The 23,525-nt window shown below is 59.4% G+C and carries 23 protein-coding genes and 1 other RNA gene; 7 read left to right on the top strand and 17 right to left on the bottom strand.

Annotation, left to right across the window (positions count from 1 at the left end):
* Positions 1 to 37: 37 nt before the first annotated feature.
* A complete protein-coding gene (gene def, locus KKY_RS00265; RefSeq protein ID WP_014129253.1) occupies positions 38 to 553 on the bottom strand; it encodes a peptide deformylase in 516 nt (171 codons plus the stop codon).
* A gap of 105 nt (positions 554 to 658) precedes the next feature.
* Between def and KKY_RS00260 the strand changes: the two genes are divergently transcribed.
* Complete coding sequence (locus KKY_RS00260; RefSeq protein WP_014129252.1) at positions 659 to 1,804, top strand: DNA recombination protein RmuC; 1,146 nt, start codon at positions 659 to 661, stop codon at positions 1,802 to 1,804.
* 3 nt (positions 1,805 to 1,807) lie between these two features.
* Here KKY_RS00260 and KKY_RS00255 read toward each other — a convergent pair whose 3' ends face one another.
* The 6 genes from KKY_RS00255 to KKY_RS00235 all read right to left on the bottom strand — a co-directional run bounded on the left by KKY_RS00255 (position 1,808) and on the right by KKY_RS00235 (position 8,036).
* Complete coding sequence (locus KKY_RS00255; RefSeq protein ID WP_014129251.1) at positions 1,808 to 4,207, bottom strand: bifunctional diguanylate cyclase/phosphodiesterase; 2,400 nt, start codon at positions 4,205 to 4,207, stop codon at positions 1,808 to 1,810.
* Between the two features lie 128 nt (positions 4,208 to 4,335).
* Positions 4,336 to 4,938: a recombination mediator RecR gene (gene recR / locus KKY_RS00250; protein ID WP_014129250.1), complete on the bottom strand. Its 603-nt coding sequence runs from the start codon at positions 4,936 to 4,938 to the stop codon at positions 4,336 to 4,338.
* 12 nt (positions 4,939 to 4,950) lie between these two features.
* Positions 4,951 to 5,274 (bottom strand): YbaB/EbfC family nucleoid-associated protein, encoded by a 324-nt coding sequence (locus KKY_RS00245; RefSeq protein WP_014129249.1) that lies wholly within the window; start codon positions 5,272 to 5,274, stop codon positions 4,951 to 4,953.
* On the bottom strand, positions 5,271 to 7,001 hold the full coding sequence (locus tag KKY_RS00240) for a DNA polymerase III subunit gamma/tau (protein WP_014129248.1): 1,731 nt from the start codon (positions 6,999 to 7,001) through the stop codon (positions 5,271 to 5,273). The genes KKY_RS00245 and KKY_RS00240 overlap by 4 nt, the downstream gene beginning before the upstream one ends.
* Before the next feature lie 52 nt (positions 7,002 to 7,053).
* Positions 7,054 to 7,148, bottom strand: an RNA gene (ffs, locus tag KKY_RS19860) — signal recognition particle sRNA small type.
* Between the two features lie 54 nt (positions 7,149 to 7,202).
* Positions 7,203 to 8,036 carry a prephenate dehydratase gene (locus tag KKY_RS00235; protein ID WP_014129247.1) on the bottom strand — a complete coding sequence of 278 codons (834 nt, stop codon included), beginning with the start codon at positions 8,034 to 8,036 and terminating at the stop codon, positions 7,203 to 7,205.
* Between the two features lie 293 nt (positions 8,037 to 8,329).
* On the opposite strand from KKY_RS00235, the gene KKY_RS19295 reads away from it, so the two are divergent.
* Both KKY_RS19295 and KKY_RS00220 read left to right on the top strand, forming a co-directional pair.
* A complete protein-coding gene (locus KKY_RS19295) occupies positions 8,330 to 9,481 on the top strand; it encodes a c-type cytochrome (protein WP_014129246.1) in 1,152 nt (383 codons plus the stop codon).
* Between the two features lie 84 nt (positions 9,482 to 9,565).
* Positions 9,566 to 10,507: a 2-hydroxyacid dehydrogenase gene (locus tag KKY_RS00220; RefSeq protein WP_014129245.1), complete on the top strand. Its 942-nt coding sequence runs from the start codon at positions 9,566 to 9,568 to the stop codon at positions 10,505 to 10,507.
* On the opposite strand, the gene KKY_RS00215 is transcribed toward KKY_RS00220, so the two are convergent.
* Positions 10,501 to 11,844 carry a leucyl aminopeptidase family protein gene (locus KKY_RS00215; RefSeq protein ID WP_014129244.1) on the bottom strand — a complete coding sequence of 448 codons (1,344 nt, stop codon included), beginning with the start codon at positions 11,842 to 11,844 and terminating at the stop codon, positions 10,501 to 10,503. The genes KKY_RS00220 and KKY_RS00215 overlap by 7 nt on opposite strands.
* 149 nt (positions 11,845 to 11,993) lie before the next feature.
* On the opposite strand from KKY_RS00215, the gene KKY_RS00210 reads away from it, so the two are divergent.
* Positions 11,994 to 12,752, top strand: a complete 759-nt coding sequence (locus tag KKY_RS00210; RefSeq protein ID WP_041528486.1) for a tetratricopeptide repeat protein — start codon at positions 11,994 to 11,996, stop codon at positions 12,750 to 12,752.
* Positions 12,753 to 12,788: 36 nt separating this feature from the next.
* Here the strand turns inward: KKY_RS00210 and KKY_RS00205 are convergent, their stop codons facing one another.
* The 9 genes from KKY_RS00205 to KKY_RS00170 all read right to left on the bottom strand — a co-directional run bounded on the left by KKY_RS00205 (position 12,789) and on the right by KKY_RS00170 (position 21,202).
* Positions 12,789 to 13,775 carry a type II secretion system F family protein gene (locus tag KKY_RS00205; protein ID WP_014129242.1) on the bottom strand — a complete coding sequence of 329 codons (987 nt, stop codon included), beginning with the start codon at positions 13,773 to 13,775 and terminating at the stop codon, positions 12,789 to 12,791.
* A gap of 12 nt (positions 13,776 to 13,787) precedes the next feature.
* Positions 13,788 to 14,765: a type II secretion system F family protein gene (locus KKY_RS00200; RefSeq protein WP_014129241.1), complete on the bottom strand. Its 978-nt coding sequence runs from the start codon at positions 14,763 to 14,765 to the stop codon at positions 13,788 to 13,790.
* A 2-nt stretch (positions 14,766 to 14,767) separates the two neighbouring features.
* Positions 14,768 to 16,243: a TadA family conjugal transfer-associated ATPase gene (locus tag KKY_RS00195; RefSeq protein ID WP_014129240.1), complete on the bottom strand. Its 1,476-nt coding sequence runs from the start codon at positions 16,241 to 16,243 to the stop codon at positions 14,768 to 14,770.
* A 20-nt stretch (positions 16,244 to 16,263) separates the two neighbouring features.
* Positions 16,264 to 17,541, bottom strand: a complete 1,278-nt coding sequence (locus tag KKY_RS00190; protein ID WP_014129239.1) for a CpaE/TadZ family protein — start codon at positions 17,539 to 17,541, stop codon at positions 16,264 to 16,266.
* A gap of 61 nt (positions 17,542 to 17,602) precedes the next feature.
* Positions 17,603 to 18,919: a type II and III secretion system protein family protein gene (locus tag KKY_RS00185; protein ID WP_014129238.1), complete on the bottom strand. Its 1,317-nt coding sequence runs from the start codon at positions 18,917 to 18,919 to the stop codon at positions 17,603 to 17,605.
* Positions 18,920 to 18,976: 57 nt separating this feature from the next.
* On the bottom strand, positions 18,977 to 19,882 hold the full coding sequence (gene cpaB, locus KKY_RS00180; RefSeq protein WP_014129237.1) for a Flp pilus assembly protein CpaB: 906 nt from the start codon (positions 19,880 to 19,882) through the stop codon (positions 18,977 to 18,979).
* 260 nt (positions 19,883 to 20,142) lie between these two features.
* Positions 20,143 to 20,691: an A24 family peptidase gene (locus KKY_RS00175; protein ID WP_041528485.1), complete on the bottom strand. Its 549-nt coding sequence runs from the start codon at positions 20,689 to 20,691 to the stop codon at positions 20,143 to 20,145.
* Between the two features lie 20 nt (positions 20,692 to 20,711).
* On the bottom strand, positions 20,712 to 20,882 hold the full coding sequence (locus tag KKY_RS19855) for a Flp family type IVb pilin (RefSeq protein ID WP_014129235.1): 171 nt from the start codon (positions 20,880 to 20,882) through the stop codon (positions 20,712 to 20,714).
* Positions 20,883 to 21,007: 125 nt separating this feature from the next.
* Positions 21,008 to 21,202: a Flp family type IVb pilin gene (locus KKY_RS00170; protein WP_014129234.1), complete on the bottom strand. Its 195-nt coding sequence runs from the start codon at positions 21,200 to 21,202 to the stop codon at positions 21,008 to 21,010.
* 349 nt (positions 21,203 to 21,551) lie between these two features.
* Between KKY_RS00170 and KKY_RS00165 the strand changes: the two genes are divergently transcribed.
* The 3 genes from KKY_RS00165 (at position 21,552) to KKY_RS00155 (ending at position 23,441) form a co-directional block, all read left to right on the top strand.
* Positions 21,552 to 21,965: a pilus assembly protein N-terminal domain-containing protein gene (locus KKY_RS00165; RefSeq protein WP_050811603.1), complete on the top strand. Its 414-nt coding sequence runs from the start codon at positions 21,552 to 21,554 to the stop codon at positions 21,963 to 21,965.
* A 217-nt stretch (positions 21,966 to 22,182) separates the two neighbouring features.
* Complete coding sequence (locus KKY_RS00160; RefSeq protein ID WP_158308035.1) at positions 22,183 to 22,653, top strand: TadE/TadG family type IV pilus assembly protein; 471 nt, start codon at positions 22,183 to 22,185, stop codon at positions 22,651 to 22,653.
* The gene (locus KKY_RS00155) at positions 22,653 to 23,441 is read left to right on the top strand and encodes a TadE/TadG family type IV pilus assembly protein (protein ID WP_014129231.1); all 789 of its coding nucleotides are present in this window, start codon (positions 22,653 to 22,655) and stop codon (positions 23,439 to 23,441) included. Before KKY_RS00160 ends, KKY_RS00155 begins: the two co-directional genes overlap by 1 nt.
* Positions 23,442 to 23,525: the final 84 nt, after the last annotated feature.

Here is a 23,525-nt window from a genome sequence, read left to right as displayed (position 1 = left end):
TGCCCTTCGATTTCGAGACGGTTGGCCGACGCGCAGTCTAGCTGGCGAGCCGGGCCTTTTTCTGGAACTTCTTGTTCACGCGGTCGCGCTTGAGGCGCGAAAGATAGTCGATATAAAGCACGCCATCGAGATGGTCGATCTCGTGCTGCATGCAGACAGCCAAGCGACCGGTCGCGTGACGGGTGACTTCCTTGCCTTCGGGCGTGAAATATTTGACCGTTACCTCGGCGGGCCGCTCGACCTCATAATAGAGCTCGGGAATCGAAAGACACCCCTCCTCGGACACCGCGGTTTCCTCGCTCAGGCCGACGATCTCTGGATTGACCATGGCGATCTTGCCGGAGTCCGGATTTTCCTCGTCGGCCAGATCGATCACCACGACGCGCTTCATATAGCCGATCTGCGGACCGGCCAGCCCGATACCGGGCGCGTCGTACATGGTTTCGAACATGTCATCGACGGTTTTTTGGAGGTCTTCATCGAACGCCTCGACGGGCTCGGCCACCTTGCGCAGCAGAGGATCGGGCAGGATGAGGATTTCGCGTACGGCCATTCAAATATCTCGGAATTGGTGTGTGACGCACTGGTTAATGCAGGTGCACCACACCGGTCAAGCAAAGCGGATATGGGAAGGAGCGAATCAGATAACAAGAACATTATGGAAACAGTGCTCTTTGATATCGGCGGAACGCCTATAACCGTCCTCGAAGCCCTGGCCGGCGGGCTGGCGATAGCGGTGCTCGGGCTCATCATCGTCCTGATCGGGCAGACCCGCGCCGCGCGGCAGCGCGAGGAACAAGGGGCAATCGATGCCGCCCGCAACGCCGAGATGGAACGGCACATGGCCGACATGATGCGCATTCAGTCGGAAATGACCGGGCGTATGCAGACCATGAGCGAGATTTTCGGCACCCGGACCTCCGACCTCGCCCGCGTTCTCACCGAGCGCATCGATGCCAGTTCGCACCGGGTCAACCAGTCGATGACCGAAACCCGCACCAAGACCGACGAGACGCTCACCAAGCTCAACGAACGGCTCGCGGTGATCGACAGGGCGCAAACCAACATCACTCAACTGTCGGGTGAAATTGTCTCCCTGCAATCGATCCTGTCCAACAAGCAGCAGCGCGGCGCCTTCGGTCAGGGACGCATGGAGGCGATCATTGCCGATGGGCTGGCGCCCAATTCCTATGAGTTCCAGGTCACGCTCTCCAACAATTCGCGCCCCGACGCTCTCATCCACATGCCAAACGATGCGCCGTCTCTGGTGATCGACGCGAAGTTTCCCCTCGAAGGCTGGCAACGGATCGCCGAGGCTGAAACCCCCGATGCGGTGCGCGCTGCCATGACCGGCTTTCGCAACGATTGCACGACGCACATCAAGGCGATTTCGGAGAAATACCTTATCTCCGGCGAGACCCAGGATACCGCCTTCATGTTCGTGCCCTCGGAGTCGATCTTTGCCGATCTGCACGAGCGGTTCGAGGATGTCGTGCAGAAAGCCGCCCGGGCCCGGGTGGTCATCGTTTCGCCTTCGCTTCTTATGCTCTCAATTCAGGTGATACAGGCCCTGTTGCGCGACGTGCGCATGCGTGAGCAGGCCCACATCATCCAGAAGGAAGTCGTTGCGCTCCTGGCCGATGTCGGTCGTCTCAACGATCGGGTGAACAAACTTCAAAACCATTTCCGGCAGGCCAACCAGGATATTGACGATATCCTGGTTTCCACGGGCAAGGTGACCCGGCGCGGCGAAAAGATCGAAGCGCTGGAATTCGAAGAGGAACGGCCGTCGCTTCTGGAATGACCGCTATGCCCGGCGTTTGAGCGGCACGACCTTCTGGCCAGAGAGCGTCTTGCTTGTTCCACGCACGACATCTTCGAAAGCCGAGATGTCCTCGGGCCTTGAGAACCAGTAGCCCTGGGCAGCATCGCAAATTTCGTCCTTGAGGAAGTCGAGTTCCTCGAGGCGCTCAACCCCCTCGGCAAGGATGGGCAGATTGAGGCCCTTGCCCAGGCCCAGGACCGCTCGGACTATGGCCGCCGACTGGTCGTTGTCGTGCACGGACCGGATGAAGGACTGATCGACCTTGATCCGATCAAACGGGAAGGCGCGCAGGTTGGACAGCGATGAATAGCCCGTTCCGAAATCGTCCATCGCGACTCTTATGCCCAGGGCCTTGATCTGACGTAGATTGGCGAGAGCCCGGTTCATGTTGCGGATCATCGCGGTTTCGGTGATCTCGATTTCCAGCCTCTCGGCAGCAAGTCCGGTCTCCACCAGCAGTTTTTCCACGAAGGCAACAAAATTGGGCGCATGAAGCTGCACCGCCGAAACATTGACGGCAATCATAAGTGGTGCGGTCCAGCCTGCCGCCTGGGTACACGCAGTCCGCATGACCCATTCGCCCAGTTGCAGGATCAGCCCCGTCTCCTCGGCGATGGGAATGAAGGTCGAAGGGGGTACGGCGCCGCGCTCAGGATGGTTCCAGCGAACCAGAGCCTCGAACCCGGAGACCTCTCCGGTTTCGAGATCGACCTGCGGCTGATAGACGAGCGAAAGCTGTCTGCTGACCAGGGCGGAACGCAAATCGTGCTCGAGCAGGCGGCGATCCCGGACCTGGGCACCCATCTGGCTTTCAAACACGCGATAGGTTCCCCGCCCCTCGGCCTTGGCGCAATAGAGCGCGGTATCGGCATAGGTCATCAACTGGTCGGCATCTTGGGCGTGCTCGGGATAAAGCGCGATGCCGATAGAGGCGGAAATGACCGTGTCCTCGCCATCGTCGTTGTTGGCCTGAGCAAAGACCTCCAGCATATTGGCGGCAAGTGCCGAGGCGTGTGCGGCCGATATTACGTTGGGAAGAATGACCGCAAATTCGTCACCCCCCAGCCGTCCGGCAAACTGACCGCCTGTGAGATTGCGCTCGATCAGCCCTGCAACGCGTTGCAACAGCGCATCGCCAGCCGCGTGACCGAACAGGTCGTTGACTTCCTTGAACCGATCGAGGTCAAGACAGAGAACTGCAAGGTTCTGTCGCGCAAGTCGTGCGCGGGCAATTTCATCTTCGAGCCTGGTGTTGAAGCTTGCGCGGTTGGCAAGTCCGGTCATGGCGTCGTGATGGGCGAGAAACCGGATATGGTGCTCGGCCTGCTTGCGAGCCCGCAGGTCACGCACCGCTATGGCGCGATGGAGGCTTCCGCCGAAATCGACTTCGCGCATGACGACTTCGACCGGTATCCGTTCGCCATTAAGGGCGGTAAGCTCGGTTTCAACGAGCTCATTTGCGCGCTCGAATACGGCGATACAGCCCGTTGGCGCAAGAAATTCCGCGATGGCCCGGCCCGACACATCCTTGCCTTGCTCGCCGGCGAGACGTTGGAAAGCGGCATTGACCGCAACGATAGTGCGATCGGAACATACGACCAATCCTTCCACAGCTGCATCGGCCAGCCCGCGCATCCGGCTTTCTTCGACCGCGGCTCGCCTGCGATCACGCACATCGAGATAGAGGCTGCCCAAAGCCGCCAGAAGGATCAGGATCGAAACCGCGCCGACGACGAGCGACAATACACCGGGGGTGATTTCACCAGGCGCCGCGATGGCGTAGCAATTGGCAAACCCCGCCGCACCCATTGCGGTAAAATGCATCGAACAGATCGCAAGGGTGAGTATTCCAGCGCCAATGATGCGGGCTCGTCCATGACCGCTTGCGCCGACACGCAGAGCCGCGGCGCCAAAGACGATCCCGGTAATGATCGAGCCAGCGACAAGGCCCGAATCCCAGGATACCTCGCCACCGATCCTGAGCGCCTGCATGCCAGTGTAGTGCATGGCGGAGATACCGAGCCCCACGATGGCTCCGCCCAGGACCAGATCGGACCGTCGTCGGCTCAGACCGGCTACGGCAAAACCGGTGCCGCACACGGCAATGGCGATCAACAGCGACGCAAGGGTCAGACCGACATCATAGCCCGCGGGGAAGCCCACGTCGAAGGACAGCATGGCCACAAAGTGCGTGGCCCAGATGCCGAAGCCAACCGAAACCGCCGCGATGGCCAGCCAGGTGGTACGCATCGCTCCCGCAGAGCGCCGAGCATGGGCGAGAATTGAAACGCCGGCAAACGAGGATAAGGCGCAGATGAACGCCGCAAGGACCACGAGCCGGAGATCGTGCTGATGGTATAGAGTTGAAAATACTTCGCCCATTTTCCAATCGCCCGTCCCTGGCATTTGGTGGCAAGGATATGAGGCAAATGGGTAAACAAACTTAAGTAGGCAGGAGCGCTGTGATCGGGTGATCAGCGAATACACTTAGCGAACGGTAAACGTCTCGGTCAGAACCGGGTGCGGGCCTTAAGCGCCTGGCTGAGCGTGCCTTCGTCGAGATAATCGAGCTCGCCACCGACCGGCACCCCGTGCGCCAAACGGGTAATGGCAACGCCGGTATCCGCAAGCCGATCGGTGATGTAGTGAGCCGTCGTCTGCCCCTCGACGGTGGCGTTGATCCCAAGAACAACCTCGGAATAGTCGGGGGCCCGGCGGATCAGCTGATCGATCGAAAGATCGTCCGGACCAACACCATCAAGCGGTGAGAGGACCCCACCAAGGACATGATAGCGCACCATGCCGATTCCGGCGCGTTCGAGAGCCCAGAGGTCCGCCACGTCTTCCACCACGATGAGCAGACCGGTTTCGGCCCGACGGGGGTCGGCACAGATCGTGCACGGCGAAATGGTATCGATATTGCCGCAGGTCTGGCAAACCTTGACCGCGTCAACCGCGCGATCGAGCGCTGCCGCCAACGGGATCATCAACTGCTCCTTTTTCTTTATCAGGTGGAGCACCGCCCTGCGGCCCGAGCGTGGGCCCAAACCCGGCAGGCGCGAAAGAAGCTGAATCAGCTGCTCAATTTCCGGGCCACCGGACGTGCTGGCCATTGTGCTCGTCCCCTAAAACGGGAACTTCATGCCCGGCGGGATCGGCAGGCCCGCGGTCATTTCGCTCATTTTCTGCTGCATGAATTCCTCACCCTTGCGCCGCGCATCGGCATGAGCGGCAACGATCAGGTCTTCAACAATTTCAGCGTCGTCAGGCTTGAACAGAGAAGGATCGATCTTAAGCCCCTGCAAGTCGCCCTTGGCGGTCATGGTCACCGTTACCATCCCCGCTCCCGCTGTGCCTTCAACAGTATGGGCAGCGGCCTCGGCCTGCATTTCCTGGGCACGCTGCTGGAATTCCTGGGCTTTTTTCATCATGCCCATGAGGTCTTTCATTCGTCTTCCTCCGGATCAACTGGAGTTTCAAAATCGTCCGCTGCCGTTTCCAACTCGCTGGACAGGTCCGGGCGCGATTTGATGTTCACCAGCCTGGCGCCGGGGAATGTCTCCATCACGGCTTTAACCAGGGGATCTTCCAGCGCGGCGTCGCGGGCATGATCCTCCGCGGCGCGCCGCGCCTCACGCAAGGTTGGCGCAGCAATCTCTTTGGTCGAGATGGTGACCAGCCAGGGCCGCCCGGTCCATTCCTTGAGGCGCGCCGACAAGGTGGATACGACTGAGGGGTTGGCCGTCGGTGTCAGAGCCACCTCGATACGCCCGACTTCGAATGACACCGGCTTGATATCGGATTCCAGCGCATGTTTGATCGCAATGTCGCGTTTTTCACCGGCCAGAACGACAATCTGCTCGTACGATTGCGGCACGGTGCGCGCCTCGACGCTTGGCACCTGTTGGGGCGCCGGGCCGGGCGGTACGGAAGGCGCCATCGCCCGGGCCTGATACCCTCCGCCACCATTGGGCGCCGGGGCGGATGGAGCAGGACCGGGAACAGTGGGCTGGTTCGTGAGTCTTTCGATCAACTCGTCGGGGCTGGGCAGGTCTGCGGCGTAAGCCAGGCGGATCAGAACCATTTCCGCCGATTGCAATCCATTGCCGGATTGGGCGATCTCGGTCAGCCCTTTTGACAGAATCTGCCAGGTTCGTGTCAGCACACGCAAGGCGAGCCTTTGTGCCAGCTCTGCGCCCCGGCTGCGTTCATCGGGCGTCAGAACCGGATCGTCCGTGGCCGAGGGCACAATCTTTATGCGCGTCACCAGATGTGTCAGTTCGGCAAGATCCGTGATGATTGTCGTCGGATCGGCGCCCGAATCATAGAGCGCGCGCGCATCGTCGAGCGCTCCGGCGATATCGCCACCCATGAGCTTTTCAAAGAGATCGATGATGCGCGCCCGATCGGCAAGTCCGAGCATGTCGCGGACCGACTGGACGCTGATCTCTCCTCCACCATGGGCGATGGCCTGGTCGGTCAGGGAAAGGCAGTCACGCGCGGAACCCTCCCCGGCGCGCACGATCATCGAGAGCGCTTCAGGCTCAACCGGGATCGACTCCTTTTCGAGCAATCCAGAGAGATAGCCGGTCATCACCTCGGGCGAAATCCTGCGCAGGTCGAAGCGCATGCAGCGCGAAAGGATGGTCACGGGAACCTTGCGGATTTCCGTCGTCGCAAAGATGAACTTCACATAGGGCGGCGGCTCTTCGAGCGTTTTCAAAAGCCCGTTGAACGCCGATGTCGAGAGCATGTGCACCTCGTCGATGATGAACACCTTATAGGGCGCGCTCATCGGCGGTGTGCGGGTCATTGCGTTGATTTCGCGGATGGAATCGATGCCAGTATTGGACGCGGCATCCATTTCCATGACGTCGACATGAGTGCCGGCTATGATCTCGGCGCAGTGGACGCCCTCTTTGGAAAGATCAAGCGTAGGGTGTGCGCCGGTCTCGTCGGCATAATTGAAGGCGCGGGCCAGAATTCTGGCGGTCGTGGTCTTTCCCACCCCGCGGACGCCTGTCAGGATGAAGGCGTGATGGATGCGGCCGGTCGCAAAGGCGTTGCCCAGAGTCTGGACCATCGCATCCTGCCCCACAAGGCTCTCAAAGCTCGATGGCCGGTACTTCCGGGCCAGAACCTGATAGGGCGTTGCTGGGGTCGGGGGGATCACCATCGCGGGCCGTTGCTGGGGAAATTGCCGCGCCATTACCAAATGACGCTATAGAGCAGGAGGCTGACGACGACCCGTGCCGTACTCGTTAGGGCTGCTTCCTTCCGGACCTGACCCGGTTGGCGAGCGGTTCGTCCGCCACCAACCTCCCGTCCCCTATGTGCTGCATCGGGAACGGGTTTGCAAGAGGCCAGTGAGACTCTTTCACGGCGCGGAGTCGGCCACCGGATAGATTCCGAGCAGTTTGAAGTGATCGGAGAAAAACCCCAATTCCTCGAGTGCCAGCTTGACGTTGTGGTCGTCAGGATGCCCCTCGATATCCGCATAAAACTGAGTCGCAGTGAACGAGCCGCCGACCATATAGCTCTCGAGCTTGGTCATGTTGACGCTGTTGGTAGCGAACCCGCCCATAGCTTTGTAGAGAGCGGCGGGAACGTTGCGGACCCGGAAGACAAAGGTCGTCTTTATCCTGGTGCCGTTGGGTTTGGGGGTAATCGGCTCGCGCGCCATGATCAGAAAGCGCGTGGTGTTGTGGGCGGCATCCTCGATATTTTCAGCGATGACATCGAGCCCATAGGTCTCGGCGGCAAATCTCGAGGCGATGGCAGCAATCGTTCGATCGCCCTTTTCAGCGACTTCGCGAGCCGACCCGGCGGTATCGACCGAGTTGATGGTGCGCAGTTTGTGTTTTGCAATGAATTTGCGGCACTGGCCCAATGCGACCGATAGTGATTGCACCGCTTCGATATCCGAGAGCGTCGCTCCGGGTACACCGAGCAAATTCATACGGACGGGAAGGTAGTGCTCCCCGATGATATAGAGTCCGCTTTCGGGCAGAATGTGGTGGATGTCGGTGATGCGGCCGTAGAGCGAATTTTCCACCGGCACGACGGCATAGTCGGCATCACCCGACTGCACGGCGCCGATGGTCTGTTCAAATGTCACGCAGGGGACCGGTTGGTCGTCCGGAAAGAGCGCGACAGCCGTAGCATGGCTGAAAGCTCCCAATTCTCCCTGAAAGGCGATCTTGCGTGACATAGGCGTGGTTCCAAAAGAATGAATGCGCGCGCACCTAACCCTCCCGTCCGACAGGTGTCAATTGGACGAACGGGATGCAAAAATTGGCTTGCGGGATTGTCGCACCCGGCCTATGGCGGTTGCGTGGCTCGATGCTTCCATTATATGGTCCGCGCGCGGGCTTGATGGGCGAATCCGTGGCTTTGGCGCAAGGGTGGAAACGCCCTGCTTCCCGGATCGCTGGTCGAGGGCCCGTGTTTTGCGTTCTGCTGCCGGCGCTCGGGCGGGGATAACGGTACGGAGAGACCGAGGTTATGAATTCATTTGAACTCAACAAGATTTTTGGCGCCATCCTGGGCACCTTGGTCTTTGTCATGGGTGTCGGCTTCATCGCTGACGAAATTTACGCTCCGATCGAAGGGCGTGGCGCAAGCTACGATCTTCCGGAGCCAGCCGCTGAAGGCGAAGCGGGCGGCGAAGAGGCCCCTGGAGTGCCGCCGATTGCGGCCCGCATGCAGACCGCGTCCGCGGAAGCCGGTGAGAGCCTGATTACGCGCTGCCAGTCGTGCCACGATTATTCCCCGGCGAACGAAAACCGCACCGGACCGGGTATCTATGGCGTGGTCGGTCATCCCATCGCCAGCCACGAGGGTTTTGCATATTCCGACGCCCTGGCTACACTCGGCTCGAACGGTGAAATATGGGATTACGAGCATCTCGACGCGTTCCTTGAAAGCCCGCGCAACTATGCGCCTGGCACAAAGATGAGCTTTGCCGGCCTCTCCAACCCCGAGGATCGCGCCAATCTCATAGCTTTCCTGCGCGAGAATTCGGACGATCCGTTCCCGCTGCCCGAAGCTCCCGCCGAGCAAGAGGCCGCCCCTGCCGAAGGCGACGGCGGCGAGGAAGCGCCGGTTGAGGACGAACTGACGGCAGCAATGGCCGCCGTGACGCCGGAAGACGGCGAAGCATTGATCGTTCGCTGCCAGTCCTGCCACGACTATTCGCCCGAGAACGCAAACCGCGTCGGCCCGGGAATTCACAATGTGGTCGGTGCCGATATCGCCCATCACGAAGGGTATGCCTATTCTGATGCGCTGGCATCGTTGGGAGCCGAAGGCGAGACCTGGTCGCCGGAGAACCTCAGTGCTTTCCTCGAAAGCCCGTCCGACTTCGCCCCTGGCACGCGGATGAGCTTTCCCGGACTTGCCAATATCGAAGATCGCGCAGCGTTGATCGTGTTCCTCAATTCGATCTCGGACAACCCGATCGATCTTGGCGGCGGCGCTGCTTCCGCCGGCGAAGCCCCAGCGGAACAACCCGCTGTCGAGGAAGTCGAACAACTCAATCTCGAGGAAGCGGCCGAAGGGGACGATCCGGTGGTTGTCGATGCCGAGGCACCGCAAGCCGATCCTGCAGAAGGCGAGACGGAATTGGACAACACGCCGGAAACCACGGCCAACTGATCGCACTTTGAGCGATGACGACTTACACTATCGGCCGCGCCATCTGGTGCGGCCTTTTTCTTGAAAAATACGCTGGAGAGTTCAATGGCCCTGTTGCTGCATCTGACCGGTATCGACGAAGCGGGTTGGGCGAAAGGGTTTCGCGAGGCGATGCCCGACTATCCTGTTGTGACGCTGGCCGATACGTTCGATCCTGCCGAGATCGAATACATCTTTGTCTGGAAGCCCGCGCCCGACGCCTTCGACGGTCTGGTCAACCTCAAAGCTGTACTGTCTCTGGGCGCCGGCGTCGACGCGCTGCTCGAGCACCCTGCCCTGCCCGATGTTCCTATCGTTCGGTTCGTCGATGACGAACTTACCCATTGCATGAGCGACTATGTGATCTCGCAGGTGACGATGCATCAGCGGCTGTTCACACGTTACTCTGCGCATCAGAGGGCCAAAGTCTGGAGCCAGCTCTACCCGCCTGCGAGCCACGAAATTGCCGTGGGCATTATGGGTCTCGGTGTTCTGGGCTCAGACGCTGCACAAAAGCTCAGCGCCATCGGTTTTGAGGTCAATGGCTGGAGTCGCTCGCCCAAGTCGATCGACGGCGTAGAAGTCTTTGCCGGTGACGCAAGATTCGATGCCTTTCTGGCCGCCACCGACATACTCGTCTGCCTGTTGCCACTGACCGAGGAAACGCGCGGCATTCTCAACATGAAGACCTTCAAGGCGCTACGCCGCGGTCGGCTGGTAGGCGGTCCGGTGCTCGTCAACGCAGCACGGGGAGGTCATCAGAAAGAGGCCGATATCGTCGCAGCCCTTAAGGACGGCACCCTGGGCGCAGCGAGCCTTGACGTGTTCGAAATCGAGCCTCTGCCCCGCACCAGCCCGCTCTGGGATATCGAAACCTGTTTCATAACGCCCCATATCGCGGCAATCTCCAATGAGCGCAGCGGGGTTACCTATTTCTCGAAAGTCATTGCCGACCATAGGGCCGGCAACCCGCTGCGCAACGTTGTCGACCGGGGACGAGGCTACTGACCGTAGCGCGCCTTCAGCGCCCCATAGAGTGCGCGGATCGCCTGGTCGGTGCCACCGAACGGACGACCGGGTCGAGCCTCGGGGGCCCAGGCGAAGATATCGAGATGCATCCACTCGGTTTCAGGCTTCACGAACCGATTGAGAAACAGGGCAGCGGTGATCGAACCCGCAAACCCACCGGTTGAAATGTGATTGACGTCGGCGATTTTTGACGTGAGCAGCTTATCATACCCACCCCAAAGCGGCATGAGCCAAAGAGGGTCGTCGACCGTCATGCCGTGGTCCACGACGGTCTTTGCAAACGACTCATTGCGAGCATAGACCGGAGGCAGGTCCGGACCGAGCGCCACACGGGCGGCTCCGGTTAACGTGGCCATGTCGATGATAAGGTCAGGACTTTCCTCGTCGGCCAATGCCAGTGCATCGGCCAGAATCAACCGTCCCTCAGCGTCGGTGTTACCGATCTCGACGCTCAGTCCCTTGCGCGATGCCAACACATCGCCCGGCCGGAAGGCATTGCCGGATATAGAGTTTTCAACGACCGGAATAAGCACCCGCAACCGCACCTTAAGTCCGGCGGTCATGATGGCATTGGCAAGCCCAAGCACATTGGCGGCACCGCCCATGTCCTTTTTCATCAATGCCATGGAACTGCCGGGCTTGATGTTGAGCCCCCCGGTATCGAAAGTCACCCCCTTGCCCACGAGTGTGATCTTGGGGTGGCCGGCATCGCCCCAAGCAAAGTCGACGAGCCGCGGCGCCTGATCGCTGGCGCGCCCCACCGCATGAACCATCGGAAAATTCTGGGCCAGCAGTTCGTCGCCACGAATGGTCTTGATTTCGATGCCGTGTTTCTTGGCAAAATCCACGATCCAGGCTTCGAACGCATCCGGGCCCAGATCATTGGCCGGAATGTTGACCAGATCCCGAGCAATGAATGTTGAAGCTACAAGGTTTTCGATTTCTGACGAATCGGCGCCGTCAGGCAATTGAAGCGTTGGGCACTCCTTGGACTTGGTATATCGGTCGAACCCGTATGCACCCAACCGGAAGCCCAGAGCCGCCAGAGTTGGATCGCCGTAATCGCCGGCGAGCCGGTAGGTTCCCGCCGGCAGAGCGGCGGCGGCGAGGCCGAGGACCAGCGCCGAGCGGTCAGGCGCAGAGCCGAGACCGAACAGGTATCCCGCAACCTGGCCGGCCTCATCAGGCAACGCCAGAAGCTTGCCCGATTGACCGGCAAAGCCATTGCTTTTCGCCCATGCCTTGTGCGCCTCCTCAATGCCCGCGGCATCGACGCCGTTTTCATTCACGCAATAGATGGGGACGGTCTTGAGCACAAAAAAACTCCGAGTCTGGATCAGTGCCGTTTGTAGCGGCAGCGTCGCAGGACCGCAATCGATGCCGGAGCACTTAACCGGGTGTTAGGGTTAATGAATTACTTCTGGAGTGGAGATATTGCGCGCAAGCACGGGGCGTAGGGGAAAAGATGGGCAGAGTTGGTATGATGTTGCTGGCCGGTGTCGCCGCCATCGCTCTGGCCGGATGCGCCACCAATCGCACCGGAGCATTGAACGCCGACTATTCCAATCTTTCCGGACCACAGATTCAGGCAGGTGTTGCCGACCTCTCCCAACGATATGCTCAGGACCCGCGCAACAAGGCGCTCGGCATCCACTATGCTGCCGCCCTGCGGGCCGCAGGGCAGACAGAGCCGGCAGTCAGGGTGCTTGAAAACCTCGTATCGGTTCATCAGGGCGATCCTGAAGTGGGCCTCGCCTATGCCAAGGCGCTTTCCGCCGCCGGTCGCTTTGAATCGGCTCTGCGCGTGGTGGACAATGCAATGAACCCCGTTACACCCGACTGGGATGCGCTTTCTGTGCGCGGCGCAATTCTCGACCAGATGGGACGTCCGGAAGAGGCCCGGCAGGCCTATACCCAGGCCTTGCTGCTGGCACCGCAAGAAGCGCGGCTACATGCCAACCTTGGGCTGTCCTATGCAATGACCGGCGAACTCGTTGAAGCCGAGGCGCATCTGCGTCAGGCGGCCGCTCTACCCGGCGCCACGTCAAAGGTTCGCCAGAACTTGGCGCTTGTCCTCGGCCTGCAGGGGCAATTCGAAGCGGCACGCATGCTCTATGCGACCGAGCTGCCGCCCGAGGAAGTGAAGGCCAACATGGACTATATCCGAGCGTTGCTGACCCAGCAGGATCGCTGGCAGGCCATCCGCAACGATACGCCGGCCTGACGCATCGTCTTCATAAAGTTGGTCCTGAGGTTCAGGTCAAAGCGTTGTGACCGTGATGATGGCCGGCGCCATGATGATGATGAACAGGACCGGCAGGAAGAACACGATTAGCGGAACCGTCATCTTGGGCGGCAAGGCTGCCGCCTTTTTCTCGGCCTCCATCATGCGCGCATCGCGGCCCTCCTCGGCCATGACGCGCAGAGCCTGGCCGACCGATGTGCCGTAGCGTTCCGCCTGAATGAGCGCTGTCATCACCGAACGCACGCCATCCAGCCCTGTGCGCCGTGCAAGATTGTCATAGGCTCTTGTGCGGTCTTCGAGGAAGGAAAGCTCGGCGGTCGTGAGGGTCAACTCCTCAGCCAGCTCCACACTTTGAATCCCCACCTCCCTGGCCACACGCTTGATGGCATGCTCAATCGACATGCCCGACTCGACGCAAAGCAGGATAAGGTCAAGCGCGTCGGGCCATGCCTTCTTTATCGACTGCTGGCGCTTTTGCACTTTGTTGCGCAGCATCAGAACCGGGATATAAGCCCCAACCAGTCCCACACCTATTGCATAGACCAGGTTGAGAAAGACCGGACGTCCTCCGGGGGTGATGAAGATCAGGTAGAAGGCGCCAAGCGCAAAAAGCAGGAATGGCGTGACGAACCGCAGAAAGAGGTGTTTGGTCAGTTCGCCCTGTCCACGCAGCCCTGCCTGAGCCAACCGCTCCATGGTATTTTCATCCATGAAGGCTTTCTGAAGCGAAAACCGCTCGACTGTCGATTTCATGTAGGAACGAGCATCGGCGCCGCGGATGTTACCGCGAGCGTTTTCCTTGCCGTCGGCCTGATTGCGCAGTCGCGCCATTTCGCGAGCCCGCATCTGCTCGCGCTCGATCGCCACCTTCTTCATGCGGTCCTTGCGTTCGACGCGCTCGAAGATATGGGTGCCGAACGTAAAGACGATTGCAGCGGCTGAAATGGCCGCGAAAACCGCAATGAGGAAGTCAGGGCTTGTGATCTGGTCGGCGAAGGTCACGCAAATCGTCCCCTAATAATCGAACTGGATCATACGATTCATGACGAACGCTCCAGCCAGCATCATACCCACGGCAACGCCCAGACAGACCATGCCGGCACTGGTGCTGAAGAGCGGTGAGAGATAGCTGGGGCTGACCACCGAGACCGAGCCTATGACAAAAACCGGAAGAGCGCCGATTATCATGGCGGAGGCCTTGGCTTCCGAACTCATCGCCTTGACCTTGGCTTTCATCTTCTTGCGATTGCGCAGGACGATCGCGAGATTGGACAACGCTTCAGAAAGATTGCCGCCCGATTGCTGCTGCACCGTAATAACGACGATGAAGAAATTCACCTCTGCCAGCGGCACCCGTTCAAAAAGCACAGGAACCGCTTCGGCCATGCTCTTGCCAATCGACTGCTGGTCCAGCACGCGCATGAACTCCGATCGTACCGGCTGCCGGACCTCCTTGGCGACGAGCCGAATGGAGTCGTTGAGCGGCATTCCGGCCCGGACGCCGCGGACGATGGCCTCTACGGCGTTGGGCAATTCATCGAGATAGGCGCTCTGGTACCTCTTGCGCCGCCAGCGGAGATAAAAATTGGGCAGGACATAGGCACCGGCCACTGCAATTACGCCGGCGTATAGCAGCGGAACCTGCACGATAACGAGGACGGCAAACAGGCCCACGCCCAGGATAATGGAGTTGCGAATCCAGGCCCTCAATGAGGTCTTGATCCCGGCCTGAAAAATCCTGTGCTTCAAAGTCGTTTTGGCGCGGCGCGAATTGAGCTGCTCGGATTGCTGCTTGAGAGCATCCTGCACCGTGCGCCGACGGGTCTCTCTGGTCTTGTCGGCAGTAATTGTCTGCCGCCGCACCTGCACGTCGGCCTGCAAGGCCTTCATGCGCTTGTCGGCCCGGCTCGATCCGGCAAGCGAGGGCACAAACGCGACACCGAGCGCTCCGATGCAGATCACAACAAGAATGGCGAGAATGAGTGGGCTCATGGTCAACGCATCAACTCGTGCTGTTCGACATTGGCCCGTTCGAGCGCTTCGACCAGCGCTATTTCTTCATTGAAGTAGCGGGCCTTTTCCGTGAACTGGGGCTTGGTAATCCCGGTCGAACGGTGGCGACCGAGCAGCGCTCCATTGGCGTCTTCGCCCATGATGTCATAGAGAAACACATCCTGGGTGACGATGACGTCACCTTCCATACCGAGCACTTCTGAAATGTGGGTAATACGGCGTGAGCCATCGCGCAGGCGCGCTGCCTGCACGATCACGTCGATCGACGAGACGATCATTTCGCGGATGGTACGGCTGGGCAGCGCGAACCCACCCATGGTTATCATCGATTCAAGGCGGGACAGGGCTTCGCGCGGGGAGTTGGCGTGCAAGGTGCCCATCGAACCGTCGTGACCGGTGTTCATGGCCTGGAGCAGATCGAACGCCTCGGGGCCACGGACTTCGCCGACAATGATCCGCTCGGGCCGCATACGCAGGCAGTTCCGGACCAGTTCGCGCATCGTCACCTCACCCTCGCCTTCGAGATTGGGCGGACGGGTTTCAAGGCGCACCACATGGGGTTGCTGGAGCTGAAGTTCCGCCGAGTCCTCGCAGGTAATGACCCGTTCGTCCTTGTCGATAAAGGCGGTCAGGCAGTTAAGCAATGTGGTCTTGCCCGAACCCGTGCCGCCCGAAATCAACACATTGGCACGCACACGACCAAGCACGCGCAGCACCTCGGCACCGTCCGGAGAGATCGAACCGAACTTGACCAGCTGTGGCAGGGTCAGCTTGTCCTTCTTGAACTTACGAATGGTGAGCGTAGGGCCATCAATTGAAAGCGGGGGAGCGATGACGTTCACACGAGAGCCATCGGGCAGGCGGGCATCGCATATGGGCGAGGATTCATCGACGCGGCGGCCGACCTGGCTCACGATGCGCTGGCACACGTTCATGAGGTGCGCATCGTCCCGGAAGCGCACATTGGTCAGCTTCACCCGCCCGCTGACTTCGATGTAGCAGCGTTGGGAGCCATTTATCATGATATCGGCGATGTCGTCGCGAGCCAGCAGTGGCTCAAGCGGGCCATAGCCGAGAACATCGTTGCAGATATCGTCGAGCAAGTCTTCCTGCTCGGAAATCGACATGACGAAATTCTTGAGCGCGATGATTTCAGCGACGATGTCGCGAATTTCCTCGCGCGCGGAATCCTGGTCCATGGCCGCGAGTTGCGACAGATCGATCGAGTCGATCAGGGCCGAAAAAATCGAGGATTTGGTCTGGAAGTAATTCTTGTCTCGCCCGGTCGGCTCCGGGGCGTCCGCGCTCTCGTCGCCTTTCGTGGCTTCCTGGGGTTGGGACGTTGCAATTGCGGACTGCCCAGCGACGCGCGCAGCGTCCATCGTTTCGGGCGGAGGCGCAGGACGACTTTGAACCGGCTGGGTATTGCCACCGAAACTCGCACGCTTGCCGAACATCGTTGGAGCCTTCCTTGGATTTACGCCCGCTTACGCTTGCGGAACAGATCTGGGAGACGGATGCCTGAGGGGCGGCTGGACGCCTCAGCGCCGGACCGCCCGGTCAGTTCCAGTCCGAGCGCGCGAAATATGTCATTGACCTTGTGGGTCGCCGAGACTTCGGCGATCATCTGGCCATTGTTGGCAGCCGTCCCGAACAGGGCCGGATCAAAGCCTATCTGCGCGGCAAGGCGGCATTCGATTGACGATGCGAACTCGGCAGCAGGGATTTCAGGTCGCTTTGAAACACCAGTCTTGTTGACCACGATAATCGGGTCGCTCTCGCTCGGACGCATCGCCTTGACCGCGTCGGCGATCGCCTTGGCATTGCGCAAATTGGCCAGATCGGGCTCGGCCACGATCACCACTTCATCGACGGCAGCTAAAGTGTGGCGCACCCAGCTCGTCCACAAATGCGGTATGTCGAGGATGACAACGGGCACGGTCTTCTGGCTGAGTTCGATGACCTGTTCAAAACTGCGCTCGGTGAGATCGTAGGCCCGATCAAGCGTGGCCGGAGCGGCGAGAAGGGAAATGTGATTTGCCGCCTTGCTCATAAGGCGGTCAAGCATGACCGCGTCCATCTTGTCGCTGGCGTAGATAGCGTCGGCAATGCCCTGGGGCGGGTCCTGGTTGAAATCGAGCCCCGCGGTGCCGAAGGGCAGATCGAGATCGACCACAAGAACGTCCTGACGGATAGAGCGCGCAATGGCCCAGGCGACATTGTGCGCTACCGTGGACGCGCCGGCACCGCCCTTGGCCGAAATAAACCCCATCGAACGTCCGATTGGCGCGGCACCTTCTGCTGCGAACAGGTCTGTAATGGCGTTGATGATGGTCGCGCTCGAGGAGGGCATGACAAGATATTCGGAGACGCCTGCCCGGATGAGGCTGCGATAGAGCATCACGTCATTGACGTGGCCGATGACGATGACGCGCGTCGAGGCGTCGCAGACTTCAGCCAGCTTTCCCAGGGCGTTTTCGATCTGGTCTGCCGGGAGGGTCGTTTCGACGATGATGAGATTGGGCGTGGGATTGGTGCGATAGGTTTCGACAGCGCCCTCCAACCCGCCATTATGCGTGGTGAGCGCCACTTTGGACATGCGCCGATCATGAGTCGTGTCCTCGATAACCTGCGCTGTCTGAGAATGCTCGCAGAACGCCTGGATCGTGATGCGGGGGATCAGCCGCGCGCCGCTAACGGTTTCGGCGGTTGAACCGGCGTGTTTGGCGCCATCTTCGGTATCGATAAAGTTCATTGCTTTTACCCCAAGCGGGACGTCTCAAAAAATGGCCCGGCAGCGGGCCGGAGCGGAAGGGTCAATCGAGCATGAAGCCTACCGAACCCCGGAACTGGCCGCCGGCGGTACCGCCGACCCCGTACATGCTTTCCATGCGTCCCAGGAACATGGCCTCGGCGTTCGAGGAAGGCTGGTAGAAATCGTTAGGGGTGGCGACCGGCGCTGCACTGGGCTGTGCGATAACGGGTGTAACAAGGATAACAAGCTCGGTCTGGGATGTGCTGTACTCGTACGACCGGAAGAGTGCGCCGAGGATCGGGATGTTGCCAAGCCCGGGCAATTCATTGATCTGTCGGCGGGTGCGCTCCTCGAGCAATCCTGCGATCGCAAGAGTTTGGTAAGCGGGCAACTCCACCGAAGTCGAGGCACTACGCGTATTGAGAGCACCCGAAATCGTATCGGAGATCTCGGAAACTTGGGTGTTGATATCCAGAGCGATCAATCCGTTCGAACGCACGGTCGGCGAGAAATTGAGCTTTATGCCGTACTCTTTGTAGTCGTAGCTTTCTTCACCATCGCTGACGACGCGAATCGGCAGCTCACCGCCGACGTGGAAATTTGCCTCTTGGCCCGACATCGCGGTGAGGACCGGTTCGGCGAGAAGGCGCAGCGCATTCTGGCTCTGCAGTGCCTGCAGCGAGGCATCGATAGAGAAGCTGCCCTGGCTGAAATCCCCCGAGTAACTCCCCGCGGAGTCGCCGGTTTCGGGTGCTGAATTCAAACCCAGATTGAGTGCGCCGACCGAAAGCGAGCCGGAGAGATTGATGCCCAGCGCCTGAGCGGCGTCGCGCTTGATCTCGGCGACAACGACCTTGAGTGCGACCTGCTGGCCACCCGCAACGTTGATGACCGATGTGACATTGGCTTCGCCACCCACATATTGTGCGGCAATGGCGACCGCCTTTTCCATGTCATCACCCGACTGGACATCACCGGAAAGAATGACCGAATTGGCAAAGGACTGAACCTGAACGCGCGAGCCGGGAAGCAGGCGATTGATCGTTGCGGCAAGGCCCGATGAATCCTGGGCAACCGATATTTCAATCACCGCGATGCCGGCGCCCGAAGGGTCCAGAAACAAAATATTGGTTTCGCCGGTCGCGATACCCTGGATGACCGCCCGCGTTCGCGTCCGCATCAGGGCATTGGCCACGTCCGGTTGGGAAACGATGACCTCTCCAGCTTCGACCGGGAGATCGATGATGATCGATTTATTGACCCCGATTTCCACATATTGCGTCCGCCCCAGTTCGCTGTGCGCAATGCGCAGGTGCGGCGATGTGGCGGCCGTGGCCGGCAACGCGCCCAGCGCGATGGTCAGAAATATGCCGACCATTAAGGCGCGTATCATGGTGATTTGAGCGACTAAAGGCTGTTTCGGAGCGACGAGCATCTATCTGACCTCGATAACGGGCGACGACGGCTGGGCCGGCGCCAATGGAGCGGCAGGATTTTCCAGGGCCGACACCGACGTGCCGGACGACGGCGCACGGCGTGGGGCACTAGATGTGACCGACTGGGACTGGCCGTAGCGAATGAGCTTTACGGTTTGGCTTCCACCGTCTTCGTCGGCCGTGGTCTGTGCGAAATCGACGACAGAGCGCAGAACCAGCGTCAGGCGTCCCATCGAGCCCGACTGCAGGATGGTCTCCGCTTGCGCGGGCGTCAGCTCCAGTGTGGCGATCTCGGCGCTTTCAAAGACCTGAGACGACGGATTTTCGGGATCGGCCTGGCCACCCGTTGTTCCCACTTCGCCCAATCGGGTTCCGATTGCCAGCACGCGAACATTTGAAAGAATTGTCTCCGAATAGTCGCCGCCCGAACGGGTAAGGACGATATCGACGCGGTCATTGGGAACAATGTAGCCGCCCGACGCCGAGTCGGGATTGACCGAGATCGACACGGCCCTCATTCCCTGGCCGATTACGGCCGAAAGATATCCTTGGGTCGAATTGACCAGCTTGGCTTCGCGGATCGGTTCACCGGGAAAAAATTCGAAACGGGCAACTGAACCCGCCACCTGCTGGGGCGCATCGGGTATGGTACCCGCAGTGATGAATTCGGAGCGAACCGCGCCTTCGGGCCAGTCCTGCCAGCCCACATCCGCTTCGGTCAGACGCTGTCCGAGACCGATGGCGCGCGTAGCGACCAATATCTGGGCGCGGGCTTCACGCTGCACTTCGACGGCGGCGGATTGAGTCTCCTGGGGCCGGGGACTGTTTCCGCGCGTTGCCAGGAACGCCGCGAGTCCGCCTGCGACGATGGCAACCACGATAAGCAGAATACGCGCCGGTTTCATCTGACCCTAACTCCCGCTGGCCGTGCCCAATAAGCACCTGCACTGTTTTCGGGAGACAGGACGTCTCAGCGCTTCCGGCCCCCCGCAACCGTCTGCCGAGACCCAAGTGAGAAGGGGTGTTCGGCATGATCGGGCAACTATTGCCGGGAAAGGGTCAAAACTTGGTTAATTCTTGCTTTTTTGCAAAGGTTAACCAATGGTTTAGAGAATATCCTTCGCGTGAACCTGAAACAAGCGCTCAGTCGCCAGAAATTGGCGGCTCAGAACGTGCTCAATTGATCGAGCAAAGTCTGCTGGACGGCCTGATTGGTGATCAGCCGCTCATAGACCAGGGTCTGCGGATAGACCAGCATGGCCCCGATCGCCAGGGCGATGCCATAAGGAACGCCGGTCTTTGGATGGTGAAGCCGACCGATCCAGCCGATGCGCATCAGCGGTGCCGGCAGCGCATAGCGACGCCCGATCAGAAGGGCAAAGGTCAGAGCACCCCCCAGAATAGAGGCATAAAGAAGGAAGGGCAGCATGAGTTCGAAGCCCATCCACATCGCTATGCCCGCCGCGAGCTTGGCGTCGCCGCCCCCGATCCAGCCGAAAGCAAAGAGGGTAAAGGTTACGGCCAGTACGAGCGCGCCGGCAGCCAGATGCATGCCGATAAGTGCCGGACTTATGCCCACGACCAGCGCAATAATCACAAAGCCTGCGACAACAACAGCCACCAGCGCGTTCGAAATCCGCATGGTAAGCAGATCCGAGCAAGCGGCAAATGCCATTAGAAGTGGAAATGTAAGGGCAAGTATTGGATTGAGCATAGGCGAAACTCACATGTCTTCTACCGCGCGAGAGCGGCCGCAATGTTGTCCGAGATGAAATCGTACATCTCGACCATCTCGCCGCGGAACAGTATGAGTGCCCCGATAATAGCGATCGAGATCAATGAAGCGATAAGCGCATATTCGATGGCCGTCGCGCCGGTTTCGTCCCGCACAAATTTCAGCAACATGCTATTCGCTCTTCACTTTGGAAAACAAACCAAGCTCAGATGCTAGAGAAACTGAATTAACAAACAAAAAAAGTTTGAGGGCCCGGAAACCGGGCCCTCATCCAGTTGGCGCCTGGGCTAGCTGATTATTCGCAGGCTTGCGCGTCGCCTGCAGCGTCGCGGTTCAGCTCGGCACAGATATCTTCGAAGGTTCCGGTAAGCTGTTCACCGAGCAGCGAAAGCGCGGCGATGACCACGACAGCGACCAGAGCCGCGATCAGACCGTATTCGATAGCAGTAGCGCCGGATTCATCGGCGACGAATTTCTTGAAAAGGTTCATGACTAAGCTCCTTGTTCGTGCGTCCTCAAGTGACTGCATCGTTCGACGCGTCACACATCGAACATGGCGCAAAGCTAGTCTCGGCCAGTTGAAATAGAGTTAATCCAAAGGCTCAAAACAAGCTGTTCCGGTCCAATACTGAACATGACTAGCAAATGGTTTCACCAACTTATAAAATGCTAACTATTTTCACCGCGATCGTGTCAATATCTATATAGTCGGGACGTTGACGATCGTTTGCCAAATAGTAACCATTGCAAGGCATGATCGGGTAACCATGTCAATCTGGGCGGGAAACCTTATCATGCCGGGTCAGTTGCGTAGCGCCTTGATTGCCGCAGCGTTGTTAGTGAACGGAATTGGCCCTGTCATCGCGCAGGATCAGGACGCGGTCACCGTGACGGTCAATACAAACATGGCCCGGGTGCTTCGTATCGATGCTCCTGCAGCGACGGTGATTATCGGCAACCCCGCCATCGCCGATGTCACCATACAGGATCCGCAGACTCTTATCCTCACCGGCAGGAGTTTCGGCCGCACCAATATGATTATCCTCGACTCCAATGGCGATCCCATCGCGGACACCATGGTGGAAGTGGCACAGCTCAATTCCGATACGGTTACAGTCTTCCTGGGCAATCAAAGGACATCAATAGCCTGCGCGCCCAATTGCCAGCCCGTCATCATGCTGGGAGACGACACGAGCTACACCTCCGATGTCATCAGTTCCAGCACGATTATCGACGGCGCCGCCAGCCGATAAATCCAAATTCCCGCGATAGCTTAAGCACCGGTTTACCGTGGTTTCAATTGGCTTGGGTCCCCGCCCAAACCCTAACGTTCGGTTAGGGACCGCTTGCGTATTGTGCCGTTCGATTTGAAGTCGGAGCGCGGGTATGGGGACTACCGCAAAAAGTCCGTGGAGCAGGAATTGGTTGCCGCGCAGGCTCGCGCGGCGTTTCGCACGTTCCGATCGCGGCGTGACGATTGTTGAGTTTGCCGTTGTCGGCCCGGTCTTTTTTGCCTTCATCGGCGCAACTGTGGAAACCGCTCTTGCCTTTTTTGCCGGCTACGCCCTCGATTCCGCCGTTATAGACTCCTCCAGGCTGATCCGGACGGGGCAAGCGGCCTATATCTCCTCGGAAGACAATTATCGCGACGCAGTTTGCACAAAGCTCTATGGCATATTTGACTGCGATGAGATCCGCATGTCCGTGCGGGCGATCGACAATTTCGCCGACTTTTCGACGACGGTTCCCGTGGATCCCGATACGGGTGCCTGGACAATCGACGATTCCTACGAAAGCGCCGAACCTCTTCAGACAATCATGATCGAGGCCTATTACAAATGGCCAACATTCTTCAACATTCCAGGTCTTAATGCCGGGCAAACCGCCGATGGGAAGCGCCTTCTGGCCGCGACGCACGTCATGCGAACGGAGCCCTTCTGATGATGAGCGAGCCAGGCAAACACATCTTTGGGTCACTCAAACAAATCCTGCGCGATCAGGGGGGCATTGCCGCGGTCGAATTTGCGTTGATCGTGCCTGTTCTGATGTTGACATATCTCGGGGCGACCGATGTGACACAGGGGCTCGCCATCGATCGCAAGCTTGGTCAGGTGGCGTCCACCGTTTCCGACCTGGTGGCCCAGGAAGACAGCATAACCAGCGATCAGGTCCATGCTTTCTTCGAATCCGGCCTCGCAATCATGCGACCGTTCGACTTCGAGCGTACAAAGCTCAGGCTCACCATCGTGGAAGTGGATGGCAACTCCACAGAAGTAACGGGCACCACAGCCCGGAACTGGGAGATCGAAGCCAGCAACGGCCAAAGCTACGATCTGCCCGCCGACATGCTCGCCCTGGCGGATGGACGTTATCTTGTGGTCGCCAGCGCGAGCTATGACTACGATCCCATCTTCGGGACGGTGTTCAGCAGCACGATTGCTCTCGAACAACGCTCCATCCATGTGACCCGAAAGGACGTCGAGAACTTCGGCTTCTTGTCCGACGGTTCTCCTGTCAGCGGCGAAGAGGATGAAGAAGCAGAGGTGGTCGATGAGACGGAGGGCGGCGAGACGGGAGACGACGGTTCGTCAGGGGAGGACGACGACTCCACCGATGACGGCGACGATTCCTCGGACGATGACTATGACTCGTCAGGCGGCTGGGGCGGCGGTTGGGGTGGCGGCTGGGGTGGCGGTTGGGGCCGTGGATGCTGGGGCTGGGGCTGCTAAATCCTTGCCTTCCATGCACTTGACGGAGCTTCTGATCCCCGGGAGCATGGCCGCGATAAACGGCGATATTGCAAATCGCACACC

The organism is Pelagibacterium halotolerans B2 (assembly GCF_000230555.1).
Taxonomy (GTDB): Bacteria; Pseudomonadota; Alphaproteobacteria; order Rhizobiales; family Devosiaceae; genus Pelagibacterium; species Pelagibacterium halotolerans.
This window is presented reverse-complemented; position numbering and strand designations above follow the sequence as displayed.